The organism is Acinetobacter sp. YH16051 (genome assembly GCF_013417135.1).
GTDB classification, from domain to species: Bacteria; Pseudomonadota; Gammaproteobacteria; order Pseudomonadales; family Moraxellaceae; genus Acinetobacter; species Acinetobacter towneri.
Window position 1 is genome coordinate 154,096 of the sequence record NZ_VPEN01000005.1, and the last position, 22,290, is coordinate 176,385.

A 22,290-nucleotide genomic window follows, 5' to 3' on the forward strand; every position below is an offset into this window, starting at 1 on the left:
CAAAGCGGTGCCGGCAAAATATCAAGCACAGCCCGAACTGTCAATTCAGTCGGGCGATGTGCTTTTTAATGTAAAGATTTAGATTTTGAATTGGCTGAGTCTGCCAAGCTAAATCTGCCAAGCTAAATCTGCCAAACTTAGTCTGCCAAACTTAGTCTGCCAAACTTAGTCTGCCAAACTTAGTCTGCTAAATAGTATTCCACCGTAGACACCACACGTACTTTTTTCAAATATGGCGTGTTGCTGTCACGGTCTTCAATACTAAATACGCCCTGATTGGCCGATTTAATTTTGCCTAAACGACTGTCAGAATCTGCAGCAAATTTTTCTGCAACACTGCGGGCATTTTGTGTGGCTTGCTCAATCATGGCAGGTTTAATGTCATTGAGTTGGGTATATAAATATTCAGTGCGTTGCCCATAATCTTCACCACCAAAGGCTATTCCATTTTTGCCTAAATCGACCAAGCGACTTTGTGCGCTGCGCACTTTATCAATATTTTTGGTATAGACCGTAATGGTTTGATGTGCGGTATAACGTAAAGCGACATTGCCATCGCCACCATATTGTTGGGCGTATTTATCGGTAATTACAGGTGCAGCAATGGTGATTTCTTCAGGACTAAAACCTTCATTTTTTAAAAAGTTTTGAATTTGGGAGGTTTGGCTTTGCATGGTGTCATATAATGCTGCCAAGTCTTGACTGGCAGTACTAAAACGAATTGGCCACACCGCCACATTGGCTTTTACTTCACGTTCAGACAAACCTTTGACTGAAACTACACGCTCATATTGTTTAATTTTAAGTGCGCTATTGCCTAAAATCCAACCCGCCAGCACCATCCCCAAACAAATTAGACCGCCTAAAATCAGTGCAGGTTTAAATTGATTCATGTTTACCAACTCCTTAAATTGCGGGCTTTTCGCCTCTATTTCGATGACCGTGTGTTTTTAATGTACTGTTTAAAGCGGTTGTTTCCATGCTTTTCGATGCTTGTTTATAGAGTTCTAAATCAAGATCGCATCATGTACAGCGCGATAAGTGGCGCGATATTCAATAGCAATACCCCAATTTTATAGACTGCCATGCCGCCATAATGAATGGCATCAAAACTTGCATCTGACAGTTTAAACCATCTGCCATGTAACTGTCGAAGCCAGTCATGCGCGAAAATCACCACCACAAGCCACAGCATTAAAATGGTATAGTTAATCAGTGCGCAGGTCAGTAATAAACGACACCAAAAATCGTAATCAACACTCATATCCCACCTAATTAGATGTGGATGATCATTACAAATTAACAGATTTAAACGAAAAACTTGATGGGAGTTTTGTAGCGGAAAGATGGTTTAAAATTCATTTAAGTCTTTATTTTTTGATAATTTTATTTCTTGATCTTGTTTTGTTTTTTATATTTTTAACAATATTCTTTAGGGTGTTAGGGAAAACAACTGTGGTTTACTTCAACTATCATGCTGGATAAGCCATGATCTTATAGCCTATAAACTTCTGGTTTATAGCGTCCTAAGCCGAATCGAGACCTTTTGGGTAAGTACTACACGCACGTTGTACGCAACTGGTAGCAATCTACTCTTTTCGATCCCCATCACACCCTTGAGATATATAGTAGTGATTTGAGGATGGGATTGTTTCCCCGAAATGATTTTATTTTGATTAATTTTTAAAATTTTTATCACTTTTTAAGTCATATTTTAAAAAATTTCCCAAATAGAAATTTTTTATGCATTTAAATCATCAAATAAAGCTTAAATATTGAATTTATTACCATGATTATTTTCAAATGTTTTCAAACTGACCAAAAATCTATGTGGAGGATTCAACAACTTTCTTTTTGCCTCGAATCCAGCGAATTGCCCAAATTAAGGTCAGTAGCACTACAAAAACCACCAATATAGGCACAATGAAAGACAACACTGAAAGTACGGCAGCCCCAATCCACTCTCCTGTTGAAATTACAGGATTAGCAACACCGCCTGTGGTTGCGGTTGATACGCCACGTGCCGCAACTGTACTCATTTGCACCACACCCGCTGTACCGCCACCGACAATAATGGCCGAAGCCCAACTGGCAAATTGCGACATTTCGCCACTGCTTACAGCCATTGTGGTGAGTGTACCTGCAATCATGGCGGCAGGCGTTGCAACAGTGTCGAGCAAATTATCGACCCACGGCACATAATACGCAGCAATTTCACTGATTGTTGCCACGGTCAAAGCTAGACAAACAGCAGGCATCGCCAACCATTCAAAACCTTTCAAGGGTTCAAACCAACCCATGAGCGCCGCAACACTCATGACCATCAAAGGCACAAAAACCCGAAAACCACTGGCAGCACTTAGCCCAATGCCGACACATAAACCGAGTATTGTTTCCATGTTGTACCTCATTGCCTTGGGTTTTCTATGGCTAAAATAGCAAAAAGCCCCATCGGGTGATAGGGCTTTAGATTAAAACAGGATCTGCTGTTTTATGTCGTGTAGCTTAGGCAACCTTGTTGTTATATTGGGTGCCATGGCATTTGGTACACGGTGGTAGACGGTCTGTACCAATTTCTAAGTAAACGCGATGCCCGCATTGGACACAAAAATAGAAGCCTGTTCCTGGTTTATCACCTGCAGTTACCATCTTTGTTCTCCGTGTGGTTTAGAAATGGTCAATCCAGTATATCTATTCTGTGATGATTGTCTATTGTCCATTTTGACGGGTGATGAGGGCAGTTGGGCGAAGGATGATTTTTATAAAAAATCTAACTCAATTACAAAGGATTAGATACCCAGTTTTCGACTTTTAATCCATCGACACGAGTAAATTCTTTTTCGTTATTGGTGACCATGACCCAATGATTTGCACGTGCATGTGCTGCTAACCATAAGTCATTTGCGCCAATGATCTGCCCCTTAGATGCAAAGTTCTGGCGTATTTCTGCATAATGGTGTGCAACATTTTCATCCAATTCAACCACTTGAATCATTGATGTTAATTCATCTATGACTTTTAAAGCCTTTTCTTTATGTTGACTTTTTTCTGCACCAAAACGTAATTCACCCAACGTAATGACAGAAATTAATATATTTCGATGCGGAAGATGTTTTTCAAAATACTGACGCACAATTTCAGGTTGGTATTTAATAATGTAAATACAAATATTTGTATCTAATAAATATTGTACTTGCATTAGAACATTTCCCGTTCTTGAGGCGGCAGATCTTCTCTTTCATCTGCATAAAAGTCATTTGGCATTTGGGATAACGCTTTAAATAACCGATCTACCGTGACTGGTTTTTCACGAAGAATCACTTCATCACCACGACGAAAGATTTCAACTTCTTTGCCTTCAAAGCGAAATTCTTTAGGCAATCGAATGGCTTGACTTCGTCCTGTCATAAAAACTTTTGCGGTAGTCATTGGGCTACTCCATCGTTTTTGATACATATCTTATGATAGGTATTTATTGGGTGTTTTTCAACCAAATAAACTTCTACTTTTAAATTTTATTGTTTTTGATAACTGCTGATTTTTTGAATGAAAGATACTTTTTAGAAAATTAAGTTAGGTTTACAAGGAGTTTGCTGTTTAATTCACAATATATTCATCTTCCAAAAAAAAAAAGACCTCACTTAACAATGAGGTCTTTTCTCAACAATAATCATTCTCTAACATTTCTTTAAAGAAGAAAAATTAAAGAAGATTCTTAAAACATCATCAAGCCACATTCCCTTCCAAGAAATCCTGCGCAAAGCGTTGCAATACACCGCCCGCCTCATACACAGATACTTCTTCTTCGGTATCTAAACGACAAGTTACTGGCACTTCAATTGTTTGGTTTTTACCATCATCCGTTGAACGCTCAATCACCAAAGTCAAAGTCGAACGTGGCGCAATATTACCAATCACGCTATAAAGTTCCGTACCATCCAAACCTAAAGTTTTACGGTTAACACCCGCTTTAAACTCAAGTGGCAATACGCCCATACCCACCAAGTTGGTACGGTGAATACGCTCAAAACCTTCAGCCACAATCGCTTCCACACCCGCAAGACGCACGCCTTTTGCAGCCCAGTCACGGCTTGAACCCTGACCATAATCTGCACCCGCAATAATAATTAACGGCTGCTTACGGTTCATATAAGTTTCAATCGCTTCCCACATACGCATTACTTCGCCTTCTGGCTCAACACGCGCTTTAGAACCTTGCTTAATTGTGCCGTCTGAACGTACCACCATTTCATTAAACAATTTCGGATTCGCCAAAGTTGCACGCTGTGCAGTCAAATGATCACCGCGATGCGTTGCATAAGAGTTGAAATCTTCTTCTGGCAAGCCCATTTTTGCCAAATATTCCCCTGCTGCCGAGTCTAAAATAATCGCATTCGATGGAGATAAATGGTCTGTGGTGATGTTATCGCCCAAAATTGCCAACGGACGCATATTGGCTAAAGTACGTGGCGCAGCCAATGCACCTTCCCAATATGGTGGACGGCGGATATAAGTACTTTGTGGACGCCAGTCGTAGAGTGGACTTTCAGATTTTTCCGACTCTCCCAAATCGAACATTGGAATGTACACTTGGCGGAATTGTTCAGGTTTAACCGATTCTTTCACCAAAGCATCAATTTCAGCATCAGATGGCCAAATATCTTTCAGATAAATCGGGTTACCATTTTGATCTGTGCCCAAAGCATCTTTTTCGATGTCAAAACGAATCGTTCCTGCAATCGCATAAGCCACAACCAACGGTGGCGATGCCAAAAATGCTTGTTTCGCATACGGATGGATACGACCATCAAAGTTACGGTTACCCGACAGCACAGCAGTCGCATACAAGTCACGGTCAATAATTTCTTGTTGAATCGCTGGGTCTAATGCACCAGACATACCGTTACAAGTAGTACATGCATAAGCGACAATACCAAAACCAAGTTTTTCTAAGTCTTTCAGTACGCCTGCTTCTTCCAAATACAATGCAGCCGCTTTAGAACCTGGTGCAAATGATGATTTCACCCAAGGCTTACGCACTAAACCTAACTCATTGGCTTTACGTGCCAACAAACCTGCTGCTACAGTATTACGCGGGTTTGAGGTATTAGTACAAGAGGTAATCGCAGCAATGATGATGGCACCATCTGGCATTAAACCATCAGTACGGTTTTCAACCACACCTGCAATGCCTTTTTCTTTTAAGTCTGCAGTTGAAACACGCGCATGCGGATTCGATGGGCCTGCAATGTTACGAGTTACTGTTGAAAGGTCAAAACGTAATACACGTGGATACTCTGCCTGTGTCATTTCAGATGCCCAAAGACCAATTTCTTTAGCATAAGTTTCAACCAGTTTGACCTGATCTGCTTCACGACCTGTTAAGGTTAAATAGTCGATGGTGTTTTGATCGATGTAGAACATAGCGGCAGTTGCACCATATTCAGGTGTCATGTTGGAAATCGTGGCACGATCCCCCACCGACATGCTATCTGCACCTTCACCAAAGAATTCTAAATATGCACCGACCACACGTTCTTTACGCAAAAACTCGGTTAAAGCCAATACGATGTCCGTTGCCGTAATACCAGCCTGACGCTGACCGACCAACTCCACACCAATAATGTCTGGCAGACGCATCCAAGAAGCACGACCCAACATCACGTTTTCAGCTTCAAGACCGCCTACACCTACAGAAATGACACCCAAAGCATCGGTATGTGGTGTGTGTGAGTCTGTACCCACACAAGTATCTGGGAATGCAATGCCTTCACGGTTTTGAATGACTGGTGACATTTTTTCCAGATTAATCTGGTGCATGATGCCGTTGCCTGCAGGAATCACATCAACATTTTCAAATGCAGTTTTCGTCCATTCAATAAAGTGGAAACGGTCTTCATTACGACGATCTTCCACTTCACGGTTTTTACGGAAAGCATCTGGGTCAAAACCGCCATATTCCACAGCTAAAGAGTGATCGACAATTAACTGGGTAGGTACGACAGGATTCACTTTAGAAGGATCGCCGCCCTGATCGGCAATCGCATCACGTAAACCTGCTAAGTCAACGAGCGCAGTTTGCCCCAAGATGTCGTGACATACCACACGCGCTGGATACCACGGAAAATCATGCTCTTGTTTACGCTCAATCAATTGTTTTAAAGATTGTTCTAAAATTGCAGGATCACAACGGCGCACTAACTGTTCTGCAAGTACTTTTGAGGTATAAGGAAGTTTGGCATAAGCGCCTGGCTGGATATCTTCAACGGCTTGTCGCACGTCATAAAAATCGAGCTGAGTGCCTTGCAGTGGTTTGCGGTAGTTGTTATTCATCTGGTATTCGCCCTTACTCTATTGTTCTCAACATCTTATGGGATGATTGTTTCCACCCGTCGAAAGCATTGTACGCTGCCAAAAACCCATTTCCCAAATCCTATATATTTCATACACTTAAATATAAAAACAGGGGTTTTTGAAACATTTAATTACATTTTGAGTAAAATTCTTGCCCTAAAAATGCTTTTTTTTGAAAAATAGCGCAAAATTGACCTCATTCTTTAGTCTTAGATTTCAATGTGAAAGGTTATTCATGCGCGATTTAGCTTTCAGTGCTTTAAGTTTAAACGGTGTCGATGCACAAAAATTCCTGCAAGGTCAGGTAACAGTCAATGTCGAAACATTAGCTGAAAATACAACCTGTTATACCGCAATTTGCAGTTTAAAAGGACGCGTTCAGTTTGGCTTCTGGCTTAAAAAAATCTCGTCCGAATGTTTTGAAATCATCAGCACAGCCGACCAAGCCGAAGATTTAGCCAAACACATTAAAAAGTTTGGTGCATTTTCAAAAATGCAGCTTGAAACCATCGGTACGGTTTACCCAACCATTCAGGGCAATCAAACTGAATTTTCAGCTGAAGTGACTGATTTAAACGCATGGCAACTACAAGCGATTGAAACAGGTCAGGCATGGATTCAAGCCTCAACAGCAGAAGTGTTTCAACCGCAGGAATTGCGTTTGCATCAACGAGATGGCGTGCATTATGACAAAGGCTGTTATTTGGGTCAGGAAGTCGTGGCACGTTTATGGTTTAAAGCCAAACCAAAACATTGGTTGCATTTAATTCAGGGTTCAGGCGAAGCCCCTGCACCTGCCGCCAAACTGAATAATGATGTGGAAGTGGTGAATAGCATAGCGACTGCAGAAGGTTTTAAAGCGTTGGTGGTTGCCAAACCAAGTGCTTTGGAAGAGTTAGCTGTACAAGTATTGGCTTTGCCTGAACATTTGAATGGCGATGTTGCACGTCCGCAATAAAATAGATTCCACCCGCTCAGGTTAAGGGAGTCGCAAGATTCCCTTCAAATGACAATGAAAAAAAAGCATTCGTACACATTTTTTATATTTACATTCACACTTTTCAACTTATGATGAATGCACCACTGTAAAAACAAAACGCACATCAACGGAATGATGTGTAAAAGAGAACAAGGTACAACTCAAATGATGAAAAAACTACTCATTGCGGGTGCAATCGCCCTATCTAGCAGCATCAGTATGGCAAATAGCAACATTCCAACCGATCCTGCTTTTGCCAAAATTGAACAATTAATGCAAGCCAACAAGGTTAAAGATGCCTATCAGGAATTAGAAAAGCTTGCCAAAACAGGCAATGCGCAAGCCATGTATAACTTAGGCTATTTGACACAAACTGGACAAGGCACAGCAAAAAATGAAAAGAAAGCCATTCAGTTGTATGAGCAATCTGCCCAAAAAGGCTACCCAGTTGCGAGTTATGTTTTAGGCAAAAACTATCTTACTGGCGCACTGGGTTTAAAACAGGATGCTGCTAAAGCCAAACAATATTTACAGACGGCATCCAATCAGGGTTTTAATGATGCCACAGTCGATTTAGCCGTTTTATATTTCTCGGAAAATACGGCAACATCTGACCAAAAAGGTTTAAAACTATTACAACCTTTAATTGCCAAAGATCATTATCAAGCCATACATGCAAAAGCCTTGTACGAAATTAGCACAGGCTTTAAAAACAAAGATGAAGCACCAATTAAGCAAGGGCTGCAAAGCATTCAAAACTTGGCGCAAAAGGGTTATATTCCTGCACTCATGGCAGTGGGCAATATGTTTGTGAATGGCAATATCGTGCCGCAAAACTTGCCTGAAGCGAAAAAGATTTTTGCCTCACTGGCACAGGAAAATGTAGCGCAAGCCAAAGAATCATTGGCTGTGGTTGAAAAAATGATGGCAGATCAAGCCAAAGCTTCCAACAAGGCAACCGCTAAGAAAAGTTAAGATAGTTTCTTTATAAAGGCTATTAATCAGAGAAATTTTAAAAAAAGTCTGTATCAGCATGGTACAGACTTTTTTATGATTTGAGCACTTCGATACCGTTGCTATCTCCAAGTGAAAGAGGACTCCACCCGTCAGTCAGGGTGGAGGTGAATTTCACAAATTTCAACCTTGTTGATTCTGAATATATTGTTTGATTATTTCCAAAGGCGCACCACCACAAGACCCTGCAAAATATGATCTTGACCATAAAACAGGTTTTGTATAATTCCCTCTCAAGTCTAAAAACTCATTTCGCATTCTTCTACTTGTTACAGACTTTAAATTATTAACCAATTTGCTTAACTGTACCGTTGGTGGATACTGAATAAGCATGTGAACATGGTCGGATTCACCATTACATTCCTTTAATTCAGCATCAAAATCTTTACATATTTCAGTTGCACACTCATTGAAATATTTATGATGCAACTCACCTAGTATTTTTTTTCGATATTTCGTTATAAAAACTAAATGAACATGAAGATTAAAGGCTGAATGTCGGTTTTTATATATCTCACTCATTGAAAAATATACCTAAAATGTTAGAATCAGCACCATATTAACAGATACACACTCATTAATTAAAATCAACAAAGCGTATAAATTTAGGCTTGAGCCTAATGTCGAGCAAGAGGTTATTTTAAATAATCTCGTTGGCTCTGCACGCTTTGTTTGGAATCAAATATTAGCAATTTCATTTGAAATGTTTGCTCAAAATAAACACATTAATGCGGTGAATCTAGTAAAAAAGATAACAGCACTGAAAAAGAATCCTCAGTTTAGCTTTTTAGATGGAAATTCAAATGCTGTGTCACTTCAACAAAAAGTTCGTGATCTTGCATCAGCATGGGGGAAGTTTTTCAACCCTAAAGAACATGCTCGACTAAAAGAAAAAAAGCGCAAACCTAAGAAACCTAAATTTTTTAAATTGGCTGATGGTACTGAGGTTCAGTTGCGCCCACTTATGCCTAGATTTAAGAAAAAATCAGACGGTTATGATTCCATTCGCCTTGTACAATTCGATAAATACTGTTGGGTTAAAGGAAATAAACTCAAACTCCCTAATGGCGTAGGTGTTATTAAATTCAGGAAGTCGCAAGAGATTCTAGGCACAATAAAAAATGTGACGATCAGTAAGGTGTCAGGACGTTGGTACGTTTCATTCTGTACTGAAACAGAACTTACTGAAATGCCGATCCACCCATCAAAATCAGCGATTGGTGTTGATCTTGGTGTTAAGAAATTAATCACTACCTCAAATGGTCAGGTCTTTGACCCGATCAATAGCTTTAAAACCAATCAGATTAAATTAGCTAGACTTCAACGGAAGCAGAGAAAGAAAGTTAAATTTAGTCAAAATTGGAAAAAACTGAATTTTAAAATCAATAAACTACATCATCACATTGCCAATATTCGTCATGACTACTTGCAAAAAATCACTACAACGCTCAGCAAAAACCACGCAATGATTGCTGTTGAGGATTTAAAAGTAGCAAATATGTCGAAGTCGGCAAGTGGCACAATCGAAAATCAAGGAAAGAATGTAAAAGCTAAGTCAGGCTTAAACAAATCAATCCTAGATCAAGGTTGGGGCATGCTCGTTAGTATGTTGGAATATAAGCAACAATGGCGAGGTGGATTACTTGTAAAAGTTGATCCGAAGTACACAAGTCAAACCTGCTGTGAATGTGGTCATGTAGCAAAAGAAAACCGACAAACTCAAGCTAAATTTGAGTGTGTCGGATGCGGTTATGTTGCGAATGCGGATTTAAACGCATCTCGTAATATATTGTCGGCAGGACATGCCGTTTTGTCTGTGGAGGGTGGATGCGGTAAAGGTCGCCCTAAGAAGCAGAAAGCAAGCGAAATCCGTGAGGAAGTCGCCTAAGAGCTTTGCTTTTAGAATCCCCCACTTGAGTGAAAACGAAAGTGGTGGGAGTATGTCAAAAATACTTACCCGATTGTGTCAATAAAATCGCCACCATCACAAAACCAAAAACTGTACTCAACACCAAGGGGGCTAAGGCTTTTTCATGTAAACCATAGTGCTGCCCGAAAATACCAAAGGCAATTGGCATTGGTAAAGCCGCAAGCAAAGTCCCGACAAATAGCATTTCTCGGTTCACATCTAATGCCCATAAAATTCCAAAAATCGTGAGTGGCATCAGCAATACTTTGAATGCAACCAAAACAATACTTTGCAAATTCACCGACTTGATTTGCATGCCGACCAAACTTCCACCAATCACAAATAAAGCCAAAGGTGAAGCAGTTTTGCCCAACATTTCCAGCACTTGTGCAATAGCTTGCGGCAGTTTGAAATTCAACAATACGCACAGCATACCCAATAAAATAGATAAAATTACTGGATTTTTCAGTAAGCGCTGCACAGTTTCGGCATACACCTGCCAACCTGATTTCGCTGAAGATTGTAGCCCTCGTTCTGCCAAAATCAGCATCAATGCCACAATAATTAAATTTTCGACAATTAAAGTTAAAGACAAATAAATTGCCGATTGACTGCCAATCAACAAAGTCAAAATAGCAGTGCCAATAAACCCTGTATTTGACATTGATGCACCCATTGCCAAGACACTGGCATGGGTTAAGTTTGAATTAAAATAATGCCGATACAGTAAAAAGGCAAAGATAAACAGCAGAATAGAACCGCCACCGTAACCTAAAAAATAAGCGGGATGCCAGATTTCTGACAAACTTTTACTGGCCAATGCCTGCAATAGAAATGCAGGCAACGCCACTTTCATGACAAATTGACCTAGAAACTGAATCGCACTGGTCTCAATAAATTGGCTTCTGACGGCAAAATATCCCAACAGTACTACGGTACAAATGGGAAATAAAATACTCAGTAACACCCTGACATCCTTTTTCAGTGTTGCCCATGATCGACATGGTTTTTACTGATTTACCTTACACCGAATCTCCCTATAAAGCACGGCAAAATAGTTTAAGTTTCACTTATTTTAAGCAGATAAAATATTAGGATTCCACTTCCGTATCTGTGGATTTAAACGGCGCAAATAAAGTACGAAACCCATGCGGCTGACAGCGCAAATATTGCGGGGCAATCTCAATTTTTTCACCCAATTCTGCCGCAGCATGCCATGGCCAACGAGGGTCATATAAAATCGCACGTGCGATCGCAATCGCATCGGCCTGTTCATATTGCAAAATACCTTCTGCCTGCATCGCTTCGGTAATCAAACCCACCGCAATTACAGGAATTTTTACAGCTTGCTTAATGGCATGTGCAAATGGTGTTTGATAACCCGCATGTAAATCAATTTTTTGATCGACATGCAAACCACCGCTCGACACGTGAATATAAGCCGCACCTAAATGCTCCAGTGCTTTTGCCAAACCTACTGAAGATTCCACATTCCAACCCTCTGCATCATCCATCCAGTCTGTTGCAGAAATTCGCACCCCAATTGGATAGCCTTGTGGAACAGCATTTTGAATCGCTTGAAATACTTCCAATGTAAGGCGAATCCGATTTTCCAAACTGCCGCCATATTCATCTTGGCGGTGATTAGACAATGGCGACATAAATTGATGCAATAAATAGCCATGTGCGGCATGAATTTCGATTAAGTCAAAACCTGCATCCACCGCTCGTACTGCGGCGCTGGCAAAGTCTGCAATGACCTGTTGAATTTCATCTTGCGTTAAAGCATGCGGTGGATGTTCGTGCGATTGAAATGGCAACTCACTGGCCGATACCGTCTGCCAACCATGTTCTTCATTCGGTGCAAACTGTCCTATGCCCTGCCACGGTTTATCGGTTGAAGCTTTACGACCCGCATGTGCCAACTGCACAGCAAATGGCATAGGCGATATACTTTTGACTTTATGCAATAGTGCTTTCATCTGCGCACGCTGCATGTCATTCCATAAGCCTAAATCTGCATAACTAATACGTCCTGCTGCCTGCACTGCCGTGGCTTCTACAATACACATCCCTGCGCCCGACAAGGCATAATTGGCCCATTGCTGCTCATGCCAATAGCTCAATTCACCTTGTTCATTGGCAGAATATTGACACATCGGGGCGATAACAATTTTGTTGGCAAGTTGCAGTGATCCAAATTGAATCGGCTGAAAAAGTAATGTCACGCTGCAAGCCCTCATACAGTGCGATTCACCAAAAGCGAATCATTAAATAAAAAAGAAGTAATCACTCAGAATCTGCCATCTGTTTTAGATGGTTTTTCTATAATAGATGTTTAAAAATGATTTATTTATAACGTGTTGTATGGTTTTTGCAAAGCCTGCTTTTGTTTTACACAGAATAATTTTGCGACAGCACACTATGGCTTGTATTCTATGGATAATGCCCAATATTAAGCGCATTACTGTATGTCCTTGCCTGCTTAATTTCTAAAAGCGGATTGAATTTGTACCATGCCAGAATTACCAGAAGTTGAAACTACCAAAACTAGTCTATTGCCGCTACTTGATCAAAAAGTCCTGAATGTAGAAGTACGTCAAGCCAATTTACGCTGGCCCATTCCAGAAAACCTACATAAACTCACAGGACAAAAATTACTGCAATTGACCCGCAGATCCAAATACATTCTGGCGCAATTTGAACAGGACAGCATGTTGTGGCATTTAGGCATGTCGGGCAGTTTTCGTCTTTGCGATGCGCAGGAAGATTTACGCAAACACGACCATTTGATTATTCAGTTTGAAGATATACAATTGCGCTACCACGACCCACGTCGCTTTGGCTGTATTTTATGGCTAAATGAAAGCTCTCAACGCAAACTGATAGATCCACTTGGCCCTGAGCCGTTGAGTGATGCCTTTAACCCCGACTATCTTGCACAGAAGCTCAAAAACAAAAATGTTGGCATCAAAGTTGCAATTATGGATAACCATGTCGTGGTGGGTGTGGGCAATATTTATGCCACGGAAAGTCTGTTTAATTTAGGTATTCACCCTGCACAACCTGCATCATCACTCAGTTTGAAACAGATTGAAAAACTAGTGCTCGAAATCAAACGCATTTTAAAACAAGCGATTGATTTAGGCGGTTCGACCTTACGTGATTACAGCAATGCGATGGGCGAAAATGGCTATTTCCAACAAACCTTGTTGGCGTATGGACGTGCAGGTGAAATGTGTGTGAACTGTGAAACCACACTAGAAAATTTAAAACTGGGCCAACGTGCCTCGGTATTTTGTCCTGAATGTCAGCCTTTGAAAAAAGTACTCACTTCGACTAAAGCTGCAACAAGCAAACGAGGTAAAAAAGTATGAGAACCGCTATTGTGCGTCATATTTTAGTGAAAGATAAAGAAACCTGTGAACAACTGAAAAAGCGGATTCAATCAGGTGCTGATTTTGCCAAAATTGCCAAACAATTTTCGACCTGCCCTTCAGGAAAAAAAGGTGGGGAATTGGGTGAGGTCAAAAAAGGACAATTGGTACCCGTGATTGATAAATTAGTGTTTACCGCAGCAGAACGCGTACTACACGGCCCTGTAAAAAGTCAGTTTGGTTTTCATTTGGTAGAAGTAAAGTTTCGGATGTAATTTTTATGCCTTCAGCGCCTCTCCATCCTAGAGAATAGGGTGCAAACAAACGGCGCATAAAGCGCCGTTTGTTTTGATTGCGTATTAAAAATTATTGACGTTTTTTCAATTCATCACGAATTTCACGTAGCAACGCGATATCTTCTGGCGTTGCTGCTGGTTCTGGCGCTGCTTCTTCTTGTTTACGGCGCATACGATTAATCATTTTCACCATTAAGAACACCACCCATGCCAAAATGATGAAGTTAATTAAAATCGTAAGGAAGTTACCATAGGTCAGGACATTTACACCTGCTTTGGTTAACTCATCTAAAGACTGTAAATTGTTTGGGTTATCGCCCAAAACAAAGAACTTTTGTGTGAAATCCACACCACCGCCAGTGATCACAGTAATCAATGGCATGATGATATCTTTCACTAATGAGTCAACAATTTTACCAAATGCCCCACCAATAATCACACCGACAGCCAAGTCGATCATATTGCCTTTTACCGCAAATTCGCGGAACTCTTGAATAATACTCATTTAAATCTCCAGTTTTTTTTGACTTTAATTTATGTGACGAAGTATACATTAACTTTATAGCTTCATTTCCACGTAATTTACTTGGAAATCATCTGCTTTTATATATTGGTTTGCTAATTTAAACAAAAAAATGCCATCAATAAATTGATGGCATTTTTAAATTTTGCTGCCCCGCATGAGGACAACATCATTTTTAAAACTTATTTACCAGAACGGTTACGTTTACGTTCGTTTTCAGTCAACCAGCGTTTACGGATACGGATTGACTTAGGTGTTACTTCAACTAATTCATCATCTTCAATAAATTCAAGCGCTTGTTCAAGCGTGAATTCAATTGCAGGTACCAATGTCAACGCATCATCAGTACCAGAAGCACGTACGTTAGTTAACTGTTTCGCTTTAGTTGGGTTAACTGTCATGTCGTCTGAACGAGAGTTAATCCCTACGATCATACCTTCGTAAACTTCTAACTGAGGTTTAGCAAATAGACGACCACGGTCCTGCAATGTGAACAATGCATAGCCAAGGCAAGTACCTTGAACCATAGAAATCAACACACCGTTTTGACGTTTCGCAACTTGACCTGCTTTCATTGGGCCATAGTGTGAGAAGCTTGACGTCATGATACCCGTACCAGAAGTCATGGTCATGAATTCAGAACGGAAACCAATTAAACCACGTGAAGGCACAGTGGCTTCAATACGGATACGACCTTTACCGTCTACTTCCATATTGGTCATCTCACCTTTACGGTTACCCATTTGTTCCATCACAGCGCCTTGGTGCTGTTCTTCTACGTCAAAAGTCACGTTTTCGTATGGTTCTTGCATTTCGCCATCAATCTCTTTCAAGATGACTTGCGGACGAGATACACCCATTTCGAAGCCTTCACGGCGCATGTTTTCAATCAATACAGAAAGGTGAAGCTCACCACGACCAGATACTTTGAAACGGTCTGGACTGTCAGTATCTTCTACACGAAGTGCAACGTTGTGAATTAATTCGCGGTCTAGACGTTCACGAATGTTACGTGAAGTCACGAACTTACCTTCTTTACCCGCAAAAGGTGAGTTGTTGACTTGGAATGTCATCGATACGGTTGGTTCGTCTACAGAAAGCGGCGGTAAAGCTTCTACATTTTTCGGATCACAAATCGTGTCAGAAATATGTAATTCGTCCATGCCTGTTACACAAACGATGTCACCTGCAGATGCAGATTCGATGTCGATACGCTCTAAACCGTGGTAACCCATGATTTTTAAGATACGACCGTTACGTGTTTTGCCTTCTTGGTCAATCACGGTTACAGGTGTATTCAATTTCACAGAACCACGTTGAATACGACCCACACCAATCACACCCACGAAACTATTATAGTCAAGTGAAGAGACTTGCATTTGGAATGGACCATCAACATCAACTGCTGGTGGCTCGACGATATCTACAATTGTTTGGAATAACGGCGTCATATCTTCCGCTAATTCGTCTGGCGCAGGACCAGCAACACCACGTAAGCCTGATGCATATACGATTGGGAAGTCTAATTGGTCATCGGTTGCACCCAAGTTATCAAACAAGTCAAATACTTGATCAATAACCCAGTCTGGACGCGCGTTTGGCTTGTCTACTTTGTTGATGATCACGATTGGCTTCAAACCACGTGCGAACGCTTTTTGCGTTACGAAACGTGTTTGTGGCATTGGGCCTTCTTGTGAGTCAACCAAAAGAAGTACGCAATCCACCATCGACATTACACGTTCAACTTCGCCACCGAAGTCGGCGTGTCCCGGGGTGTCCACAATGTTAATGCGGTATTCAGTATCAGTACGTTTGTCTAACCATTTGATTGCAGTGTTTTTTGCAAGAATGGTAATACCACGTTCACTTTCAATAGCGCCTGAATCCATGACACGCTCAATCTCGCCCGCTCGTTCACCGAGTGCGCCCGATTGTTGTAAAAGTTTATCCACAAGAGTTGTTTTTCCGTGGTCAACGTGCGCAATAATTGCGATGTTGCGGAGAGTTTTAATATCAGACATTTAAATTCAATACGCTATAAATTTGAGGGCAAATTATACAGAAAAATACTAAAGTTTTATAGTGACACTTTATTGACACACACAATTTTTTTGATGAGTGGCGTGCTTTGGGTTTTGTAAAGCTGTGTAACTCGATTAGAATAGCGCCACTTTTGCAATTTTTTATGACTCATGTCTGATTTAAACCACTCTCCCCACCCAAAAGACCAGCTCGATTTGGTCTATGGTCTGAATGACCGTCCAAAACCATTCATCGCTTTTTTAGCAGCTTTTCAGCATTTACTGGCAATTATTGTTCCAATTGTCACACCAGGTCTCTTAATTTGCTTGGCTTTAGGTGTTTCCAAACAAGATACCAACATGATCTTGTCAATGTCTTTGGTCATTTCAGGCATTGCAACCTTTTTACAATGTAAAAAAGTCGGCCCTTTTGGTGCAGGTTTGCTCATTGTGCAAGGCACCAGTTTTAACTTTATTGGCCCAATCATTGGTATTGGCTCTGCTATGGTCGCCGCAGGCACACCTGTTGAATCGGTCATGGCGGCAATTTTTGGCGTGGTCATTGCAGGTTCGTTTATTGAAATGGGCGTATCGCAAATTTTACCGTGGGTCAAAAAGCTGATTACCCCATTGGTCACTGGTATTGTGGTACTTCTCATTGGTTTGACCTTAATTAAAGAAGGTTTAATCAGTATGGGCGGTGGCTACCAAGCCATGAGCAATAATACCTTTGCCAATACCGACAACCTGATTATGTCGTGTACCGTCTTGGCAATTATTATTATTTTGAACCGCATCAATATCACGTGGATTAAAAGCTCTGCCATTTTAATTGCCTTGGTGATTGGTTATGCAATGGCAGGCATGATGGGTCATCTCGACTTTTCAGGTCTGAAAGATGCCCCTCTGGTACAAGTGCCGACTCCGATGCATTTTGGACTGGATTTCTCTTGGAGCTTATTCATTCCATTGGCATTTATTTATTTGGTGACGTCATTAGAAGCCATTGGTGATATTACCGCGACCTCTAAACTCTCCAATCAACCTGTCGATGGCCCACAATGGATGCAACGCATTAAAGGCGGTGTATTGGTAAATGGCGCTAACTCATTCTTGGCAGGGATTTTCAACACATTCCCAAGTTCGGTATTTGCCCAAAACAATGGCGTGATTCAACTTACAGGTGTTGCTAGCCGTTATGTCGGTATCTGGATTGCTGCCCTGCTCATCATTTTAGGTTTACTTCCTACAGTCGCGGGTGTGATTCAGGCTGTGCCTCAAGCCGTACTAGGTGGTGCTGTGATGGTGATGTTTGGTGCCGTTGCCGCTTCGGGAATCAATATTCTTTCAGGTGTCGCTTTAGATCGTCGTGCCTTACTGATTATTGCAATTTCATTGGGCTTAGGCTTAGGTGTTGCACAAGTGCCACAAATTCTGGAACACTTACCTGAATTATTCCGTAATATTTTCAGTTCAGGCGTTGCAACAGGCGGTATTGCAGCACTCATTTTAAATATTGTGCTTCCTGAAACTAAAAAGTAATTGCATGTCCAAAAAACACTGTCTGAGCTGAACTTGGGCAGTGTTTTTCTATTGGAGAGAGAACCATGAACCCCCAAAGCGAAGTTTTACTCAGACAATATGACTATTTGTCTGGTCGCGTTCTACTGATCAATGCCCCGACCGATCAACTCCTCGCAGAATTGGGTGACTCAATCCAAGCTTCTGTTTGGACATGGAATTTTAACGACTATCAATACTTTCAAAATCAACAGGCGCAAGTGCATTTTGGTGCAGAATCGCCTGCAGGTGAATTTGATCAGGCTGTTATTTTTGTGCCGAAATCCAAGGAACTGCTCAATTACCTGATTCACACCATTGCCGCACAACTCCCACAAGGCAGCAGCGTATTTTTAGTCGGTGAAAAGAAAGCAGGAATTGAACGGGCTGCAAAGCAATTACAACCTTATGGCAAAACACTCAAACTAGATAGCGCCCGCCACTGCCAACTATGGCAGCTGATTTTAGACTGCAAGGTTCAAACTAAAGCCTTAGCAGATTGGGCGCAAAACTATACAGTTGCTACACCTAAAGGCGATTTACAGATTTGTGCCTTGCCGGGTGTATTTAGCCAAAAACACTTGGATGTTGGCACGGCTGTATTATTGCCTTATTTGAATCAGGTTACTGCTGGAAAAATTGCAGATTTTGGCTGTGGCGCGGGTGTGATCAGTGCTTACTTAGCCAAACTTAACCCTGAAAATCGTATTTTTGCTTTAGATGTCGATGCCTTTGCTTTAGCGTCAACGCAAATGACGTTTGAAAAAAATCAGCTCAATCCACAACAGCTTGAAATTAAAGCCGTGACAGGCATTGAAGATGCACCGCTATTTTTGCATGCCATCGTGAGTAACCCCCCGTTCCACCAAGGCATTCACACACATTACGATGCCAGTGAAAATCTGTGTAAAACCTCACGTCGTCACCTGAAATCGGGTGGTGAACTTTGGATTGTGGCCAATCGCTTTTTGAATTATCCACTCTTAATTGAACAAAGTTTCGGTCAATGCACAATCAAGGCAGATCAACAAGGCTTTAAAGTGCTGTTTGCCAGCACGCAGAAAAATACAAAGGAAGTAGGATGAGCGACTCACACAACAGTAGAAAACTGCAGCGTAAGCTCGGTGCGCGTCATTTAAACATGATCGCCATTGGTGGCTCAATTGGTACAGGTTTATTCCTTGCTTCAGGTGCGACCATTGCCAATGCAGGTCCTGGTGGCGCCTTGCTTGCGTATGCCCTAATTGGCGTCATGATTTATTTTTTGATGACCAGTCTAGGCGAACTTGCAACGCATAATCCAACTTCAGGCGCGTTCTTTACCTATGGCAGTAAATATGTCGAAGGTGGTTTCGGTTTTGCACTAGGTTGGAACTATTGGTACAACTGGGCTATTACCGTGGCATTTGAATTGGTTGCGGTGCAATTCATCATGAAATTTTGGTTTCCTGATATTCCTGGCTTTTACTGGAGTGCATTATTTTTAGCGGTGGTTTTCGCAATTAACGCATTAACCGTCAAAGGTTTTGGTGAGTCTGAGTTCTTCTTTTCTTTGGTCAAAGTACTTGCGATTGTGGCATTCATCATTATCGGTATTTTTATGATTGTCAAAATCATGCTCAACCCTGATGTTGCTACATTTGCCAATTGGAGCAAAGGCGAAGCGCCATTTGTAGGTGGACTATCTGCCTTAATTGGTGTGGCGATGATTGCAGGATTCTCATTTCAAGGTACTGAAATGGTTGGGGTTGCAGCGGGTGAATCTAAAAATCCTAAGAAAACCATTCCTATTGCAATCAAACAAATCTTCTGGCGTATTTTGTTGTTTTATATCGTGTGTATTTTTATTATTGGTACCTTAATCGCCTATGATGACCCACGTTTACTTCAAGCAGCCGCCACCGATAACATTGCACTCTCTCCGTTTACTTTACTATATGAACAGGCAGGCTTTGCCTTTGCCGCAAGTGTCATGAATGCAGTAATTTTAACTGCGATTCTTTCTGCTGGTAACTCGGGTATGTATTCATCGACCCGTATGCTATTTGATATGGCACGTAAAGGCAGTGCACCAAAAGCTTTTGCCCGCTTGGATGCTCGTGGCGTCCCAATGAATGCACTGTATGCCACAACAGCAATCGCTGCACTATGTTTTTTAACAACATTTATTGGCGAAAAACAAGTATTTAACTGGCTTCTGAATATGTCAGGCATGTGTGGTTTTATCGTTTGGCTCGGAATTGCTGTATCGCATTATCGCTTCCGTAAAGGCTATTTGGCACAAGGCTACAAACTTGAAGATTTAGATTACCGCGCTAAATTTTTTCCTTTTGCGCCATGGTTTGCCTTTATTTTGTGTGCAATTGTTGTATTAGGGCAAAACTACCAAGCAGTGCTTGAAGGTGAATGGCTCGCAGTTTTATCGACTTATATTGGTATTCTTTTGTTCTTGGTCATTTGGTTAGGCTATAAATGGAAACACAAAACCAAACTGATTGCATATCAGGAGATGGATGTGAAACCACTACACCCTGATCATGACTAAAGTAAATCTTCTTCTATTGCACTTCATTTGAGAAGCTAAGATTCTAAAACAGCCAACATTTGGCTGTTTTTTTATGGCGTAAATTTAAGACAAATTTTATTTTAAAGCAATTTCGTTATTGATAATACGGCGAGAAATCACGCCACAAACTGCTCAATGTTGATTTTCATAATCGCTAATCAACTACTTGATTGACTGAGATACATCAAGTCTATATGTCTTGTCTAAAAAATTTGACTTAGTTTAGGGTTCAACAGACCAAAATATTAAGTACTATCAGCCCCTACTCTATTTACCCTTTACTCTGCAAGATCATACTTTTACAGTATTTTTAAAGCATATTGAATATGGATCATTTTAGGCTCTCTGATCGATACACGCCATAAAAAATAAGCATAAAAAAACGACTCCGAGGAGTCGTTTTTTTCAACTTAACTCAAATTATTGAGCTTGTTGTTCAACAGTCACTGTACGGCTGCCAGTGATCGTCGCGAATACACGACGGTTCATAGCACGACCTTCTTTAGTGTTGTTGTCAGCAATCGGTTGATCCCAAGCGAAACCTTGAGTAGACAAACGAGCTGGATCTACATTGTATTCATTTACAAGTGAAGATTTAACAGAGTTCGCACGAGCTAAAGATAAACGTTCGTTCAATGCACGTGGACCAGTGTTGTCAGTGTGACCTTCGATGCGAGCAGTAGCGTTTGGATATTCAACTAACTTCTCAGCAACTTTAGCGATTTCTGGCTTGTACTGATCTTTGATGTTTGATTTGTTCGTATCAAAGAACACACGAAGTTCCATGTTCAAGTCTTCAGTCAACTCTTGTGGAGCAGGTTGAACTGGAGCAACGGTTTCAACTGGAGCAACTTCTACTACAGGAGCAGCTGGCTTCAAGTGACCGCCAAGAACTACGTTAAGACCAGCTAAAGCTGTGTAGTTCCAGAATTTTTCGTCAAAGTGGTAAGTACCACGTGCTTCTGTACGAAGAGATAAAGCATCGTTTAAGCGGAAGAACGCACCAACACCCGCGTTACCAAGTGTACCTTCTTCTTCAAGACCACGACCTTCACGACCTAAATCATTATCAAATTTATACTTATAGTGACCAGCACCTAAAAGTACATATGGTTTGATTTTGCTGTCGTAGTTTTTAGTGATCAAGTCTGAAGTCGCATAGAAGTTACCTGCGATATTTTGACCTTTATACTCAGCACCAGCTTGATCGATCATATCACCTTTAACTTGTGAATATTCTGCTTCAAAACCTAACCAAGGGGTAAGTTCAACACCAAGTGCAGCACCTACAAATAGATCATCATCCATTTGTGCAGAAGTGGTCAACTCGCCATCATTACCAGCATTGTTGTGCTGTGTATCTTGCCAAGTGTAACCAAGCATTAATGGGGTAACAGTTACGCCCGCGTTTGCAGCAGCTAAAGGAGCAGCTACGAGCATTGCTAATGCAATACGACTCATTTTCATGGATTTATCCTCCAGAGATAACAATTGTTGTTCAAGCTCAAGCCTAAATTTTCGACTACCCTGAGATAGGCTTTCTTATACCCCAGTATTATTTTTAAGCTAGTCACTTTGAATCATACAAACACTTTATTACTTTTCCAAGTGCTTGATAATTTTAATCAAGTAAATTATTGACAAAATTACTTACAATTTCCGTTGTAATTCGGTAACTTTCTACTCAATTT

The 22,290-nt window shown here is 41.0% G+C and carries 21 protein-coding genes; 8 read left to right on the plus strand and 13 right to left on the minus strand.

What is annotated here, in order from left to right; translation table 11 throughout:
- Positions 1 to 179: 179 nt before the first annotated feature.
- The 7 genes from FTV41_RS06470 to acnD all read right to left on the minus strand — a co-directional run bounded on the left by FTV41_RS06470 (position 180) and on the right by acnD (position 6,333).
- Positions 180 to 893: an SIMPL domain-containing protein gene (locus FTV41_RS06470; protein WP_004972399.1), complete on the minus strand. Its 714-nt coding sequence runs from the start codon at positions 891 to 893 to the stop codon at positions 180 to 182.
- Between the two features lie 119 nt (positions 894 to 1,012).
- Entirely contained in the window at positions 1,013 to 1,264 is a 252-nt protein-coding gene (locus tag FTV41_RS06475) for a DUF6868 family protein (RefSeq protein ID WP_179990539.1), read from the minus strand.
- 562 nt (positions 1,265 to 1,826) lie between these two features.
- Complete coding sequence (locus FTV41_RS06480; protein WP_179990541.1) at positions 1,827 to 2,399, minus strand: DUF4126 domain-containing protein; 573 nt, start codon at positions 2,397 to 2,399, stop codon at positions 1,827 to 1,829.
- Positions 2,400 to 2,505: 106 nt separating this feature from the next.
- Entirely contained in the window at positions 2,506 to 2,649 is a 144-nt protein-coding gene (locus tag FTV41_RS06485) for a zinc ribbon-containing protein (protein WP_004972403.1), read from the minus strand.
- Positions 2,650 to 2,779: 130 nt separating this feature from the next.
- The gene (locus FTV41_RS06490; RefSeq protein WP_136144745.1) at positions 2,780 to 3,199 is read right to left on the minus strand and encodes a type II toxin-antitoxin system VapC family toxin; all 420 of its coding nucleotides are present in this window, start codon (positions 3,197 to 3,199) and stop codon (positions 2,780 to 2,782) included.
- Positions 3,199 to 3,429: an antitoxin gene (locus FTV41_RS06495; protein ID WP_004972406.1), complete on the minus strand. Its 231-nt coding sequence runs from the start codon at positions 3,427 to 3,429 to the stop codon at positions 3,199 to 3,201. The genes FTV41_RS06490 and FTV41_RS06495 overlap by 1 nt, the downstream gene beginning before the upstream one ends.
- 297 nt (positions 3,430 to 3,726) lie before the next feature.
- Positions 3,727 to 6,333 carry a Fe/S-dependent 2-methylisocitrate dehydratase AcnD gene (gene acnD / locus FTV41_RS06500; RefSeq protein WP_096901558.1) on the minus strand — a complete coding sequence of 869 codons (2,607 nt, stop codon included), beginning with the start codon at positions 6,331 to 6,333 and terminating at the stop codon, positions 3,727 to 3,729.
- Positions 6,334 to 6,589: 256 nt separating this feature from the next.
- Between acnD and FTV41_RS06505 the strand changes: the two genes are divergently transcribed.
- Positions 6,590 to 7,312, plus strand: coding sequence for a folate-binding protein YgfZ (locus FTV41_RS06505; protein ID WP_004972410.1), 723 nt, complete (start codon positions 6,590 to 6,592; stop codon positions 7,310 to 7,312).
- Between the two features lie 189 nt (positions 7,313 to 7,501).
- Positions 7,502 to 8,308: a tetratricopeptide repeat protein gene (locus tag FTV41_RS06510; protein WP_179996313.1), complete on the plus strand. Its 807-nt coding sequence runs from the start codon at positions 7,502 to 7,504 to the stop codon at positions 8,306 to 8,308.
- A gap of 162 nt (positions 8,309 to 8,470) precedes the next feature.
- Here the strand turns inward: FTV41_RS06510 and tnpA are convergent, their stop codons facing one another.
- A complete protein-coding gene (tnpA, locus tag FTV41_RS06515; protein ID WP_004970281.1) occupies positions 8,471 to 8,869 on the minus strand; it encodes an IS200/IS605 family transposase in 399 nt (132 codons plus the stop codon).
- Positions 8,870 to 8,927: 58 nt separating this feature from the next.
- Between tnpA and FTV41_RS06520 the strand changes: the two genes are divergently transcribed.
- On the plus strand, positions 8,928 to 10,235 hold the full coding sequence (locus FTV41_RS06520) for an RNA-guided endonuclease TnpB family protein (RefSeq protein ID WP_131260640.1): 1,308 nt from the start codon (positions 8,928 to 8,930) through the stop codon (positions 10,233 to 10,235).
- A gap of 55 nt (positions 10,236 to 10,290) precedes the next feature.
- On the opposite strand, the gene FTV41_RS06525 is transcribed toward FTV41_RS06520, so the two are convergent.
- Entirely contained in the window at positions 10,291 to 11,223 is a 933-nt protein-coding gene (locus tag FTV41_RS06525) for an AEC family transporter (RefSeq protein ID WP_167845805.1), read from the minus strand.
- A 124-nt stretch (positions 11,224 to 11,347) separates the two neighbouring features.
- Positions 11,348 to 12,484: an NADH:flavin oxidoreductase/NADH oxidase gene (locus FTV41_RS06530; protein ID WP_167845804.1), complete on the minus strand. Its 1,137-nt coding sequence runs from the start codon at positions 12,482 to 12,484 to the stop codon at positions 11,348 to 11,350.
- Positions 12,485 to 12,772: 288 nt separating this feature from the next.
- On the opposite strand from FTV41_RS06530, the gene mutM reads away from it, so the two are divergent.
- The gene (gene mutM / locus FTV41_RS06535) at positions 12,773 to 13,633 is read left to right on the plus strand and encodes a bifunctional DNA-formamidopyrimidine glycosylase/DNA-(apurinic or apyrimidinic site) lyase (RefSeq protein ID WP_004972419.1); all 861 of its coding nucleotides are present in this window, start codon (positions 12,773 to 12,775) and stop codon (positions 13,631 to 13,633) included.
- On the plus strand, positions 13,630 to 13,908 hold the full coding sequence (locus FTV41_RS06540) for a peptidylprolyl isomerase (protein WP_004972420.1): 279 nt from the start codon (positions 13,630 to 13,632) through the stop codon (positions 13,906 to 13,908). Before mutM ends, FTV41_RS06540 begins: the two co-directional genes overlap by 4 nt.
- Positions 13,909 to 13,999: 91 nt before the next feature.
- Here the strand turns inward: FTV41_RS06540 and mscL are convergent, their stop codons facing one another.
- Both mscL and typA read right to left on the minus strand, forming a co-directional pair.
- Positions 14,000 to 14,434, minus strand: coding sequence for a large conductance mechanosensitive channel protein MscL (mscL, locus tag FTV41_RS06545; protein ID WP_004972423.1), 435 nt, complete (start codon positions 14,432 to 14,434; stop codon positions 14,000 to 14,002).
- Between the two features lie 200 nt (positions 14,435 to 14,634).
- A complete protein-coding gene (gene typA, locus FTV41_RS06550) occupies positions 14,635 to 16,473 on the minus strand; it encodes a translational GTPase TypA (RefSeq protein WP_004972424.1) in 1,839 nt (612 codons plus the stop codon).
- A 171-nt stretch (positions 16,474 to 16,644) separates the two neighbouring features.
- On the opposite strand from typA, the gene FTV41_RS06555 reads away from it, so the two are divergent.
- From FTV41_RS06555 to FTV41_RS06565, 3 genes are all read left to right on the plus strand, one after another.
- On the plus strand, positions 16,645 to 18,015 hold the full coding sequence (locus FTV41_RS06555; protein WP_179996300.1) for a uracil-xanthine permease family protein: 1,371 nt from the start codon (positions 16,645 to 16,647) through the stop codon (positions 18,013 to 18,015).
- 65 nt (positions 18,016 to 18,080) lie between these two features.
- Entirely contained in the window at positions 18,081 to 19,118 is a 1,038-nt protein-coding gene (locus FTV41_RS06560; RefSeq protein WP_179996301.1) for a methyltransferase, read from the plus strand.
- Complete coding sequence (locus FTV41_RS06565) at positions 19,115 to 20,578, plus strand: amino acid permease (RefSeq protein ID WP_136144722.1); 1,464 nt, start codon at positions 19,115 to 19,117, stop codon at positions 20,576 to 20,578. Before FTV41_RS06560 ends, FTV41_RS06565 begins: the two co-directional genes overlap by 4 nt.
- A 441-nt stretch (positions 20,579 to 21,019) precedes the next feature.
- On the opposite strand, the gene omp38 is transcribed toward FTV41_RS06565, so the two are convergent.
- Complete coding sequence (gene omp38, locus FTV41_RS06570) at positions 21,020 to 22,066, minus strand: outer membrane protein Omp38 (RefSeq protein ID WP_179996302.1); 1,047 nt, start codon at positions 22,064 to 22,066, stop codon at positions 21,020 to 21,022.
- Positions 22,067 to 22,290 lie beyond the last annotated feature (224 nt).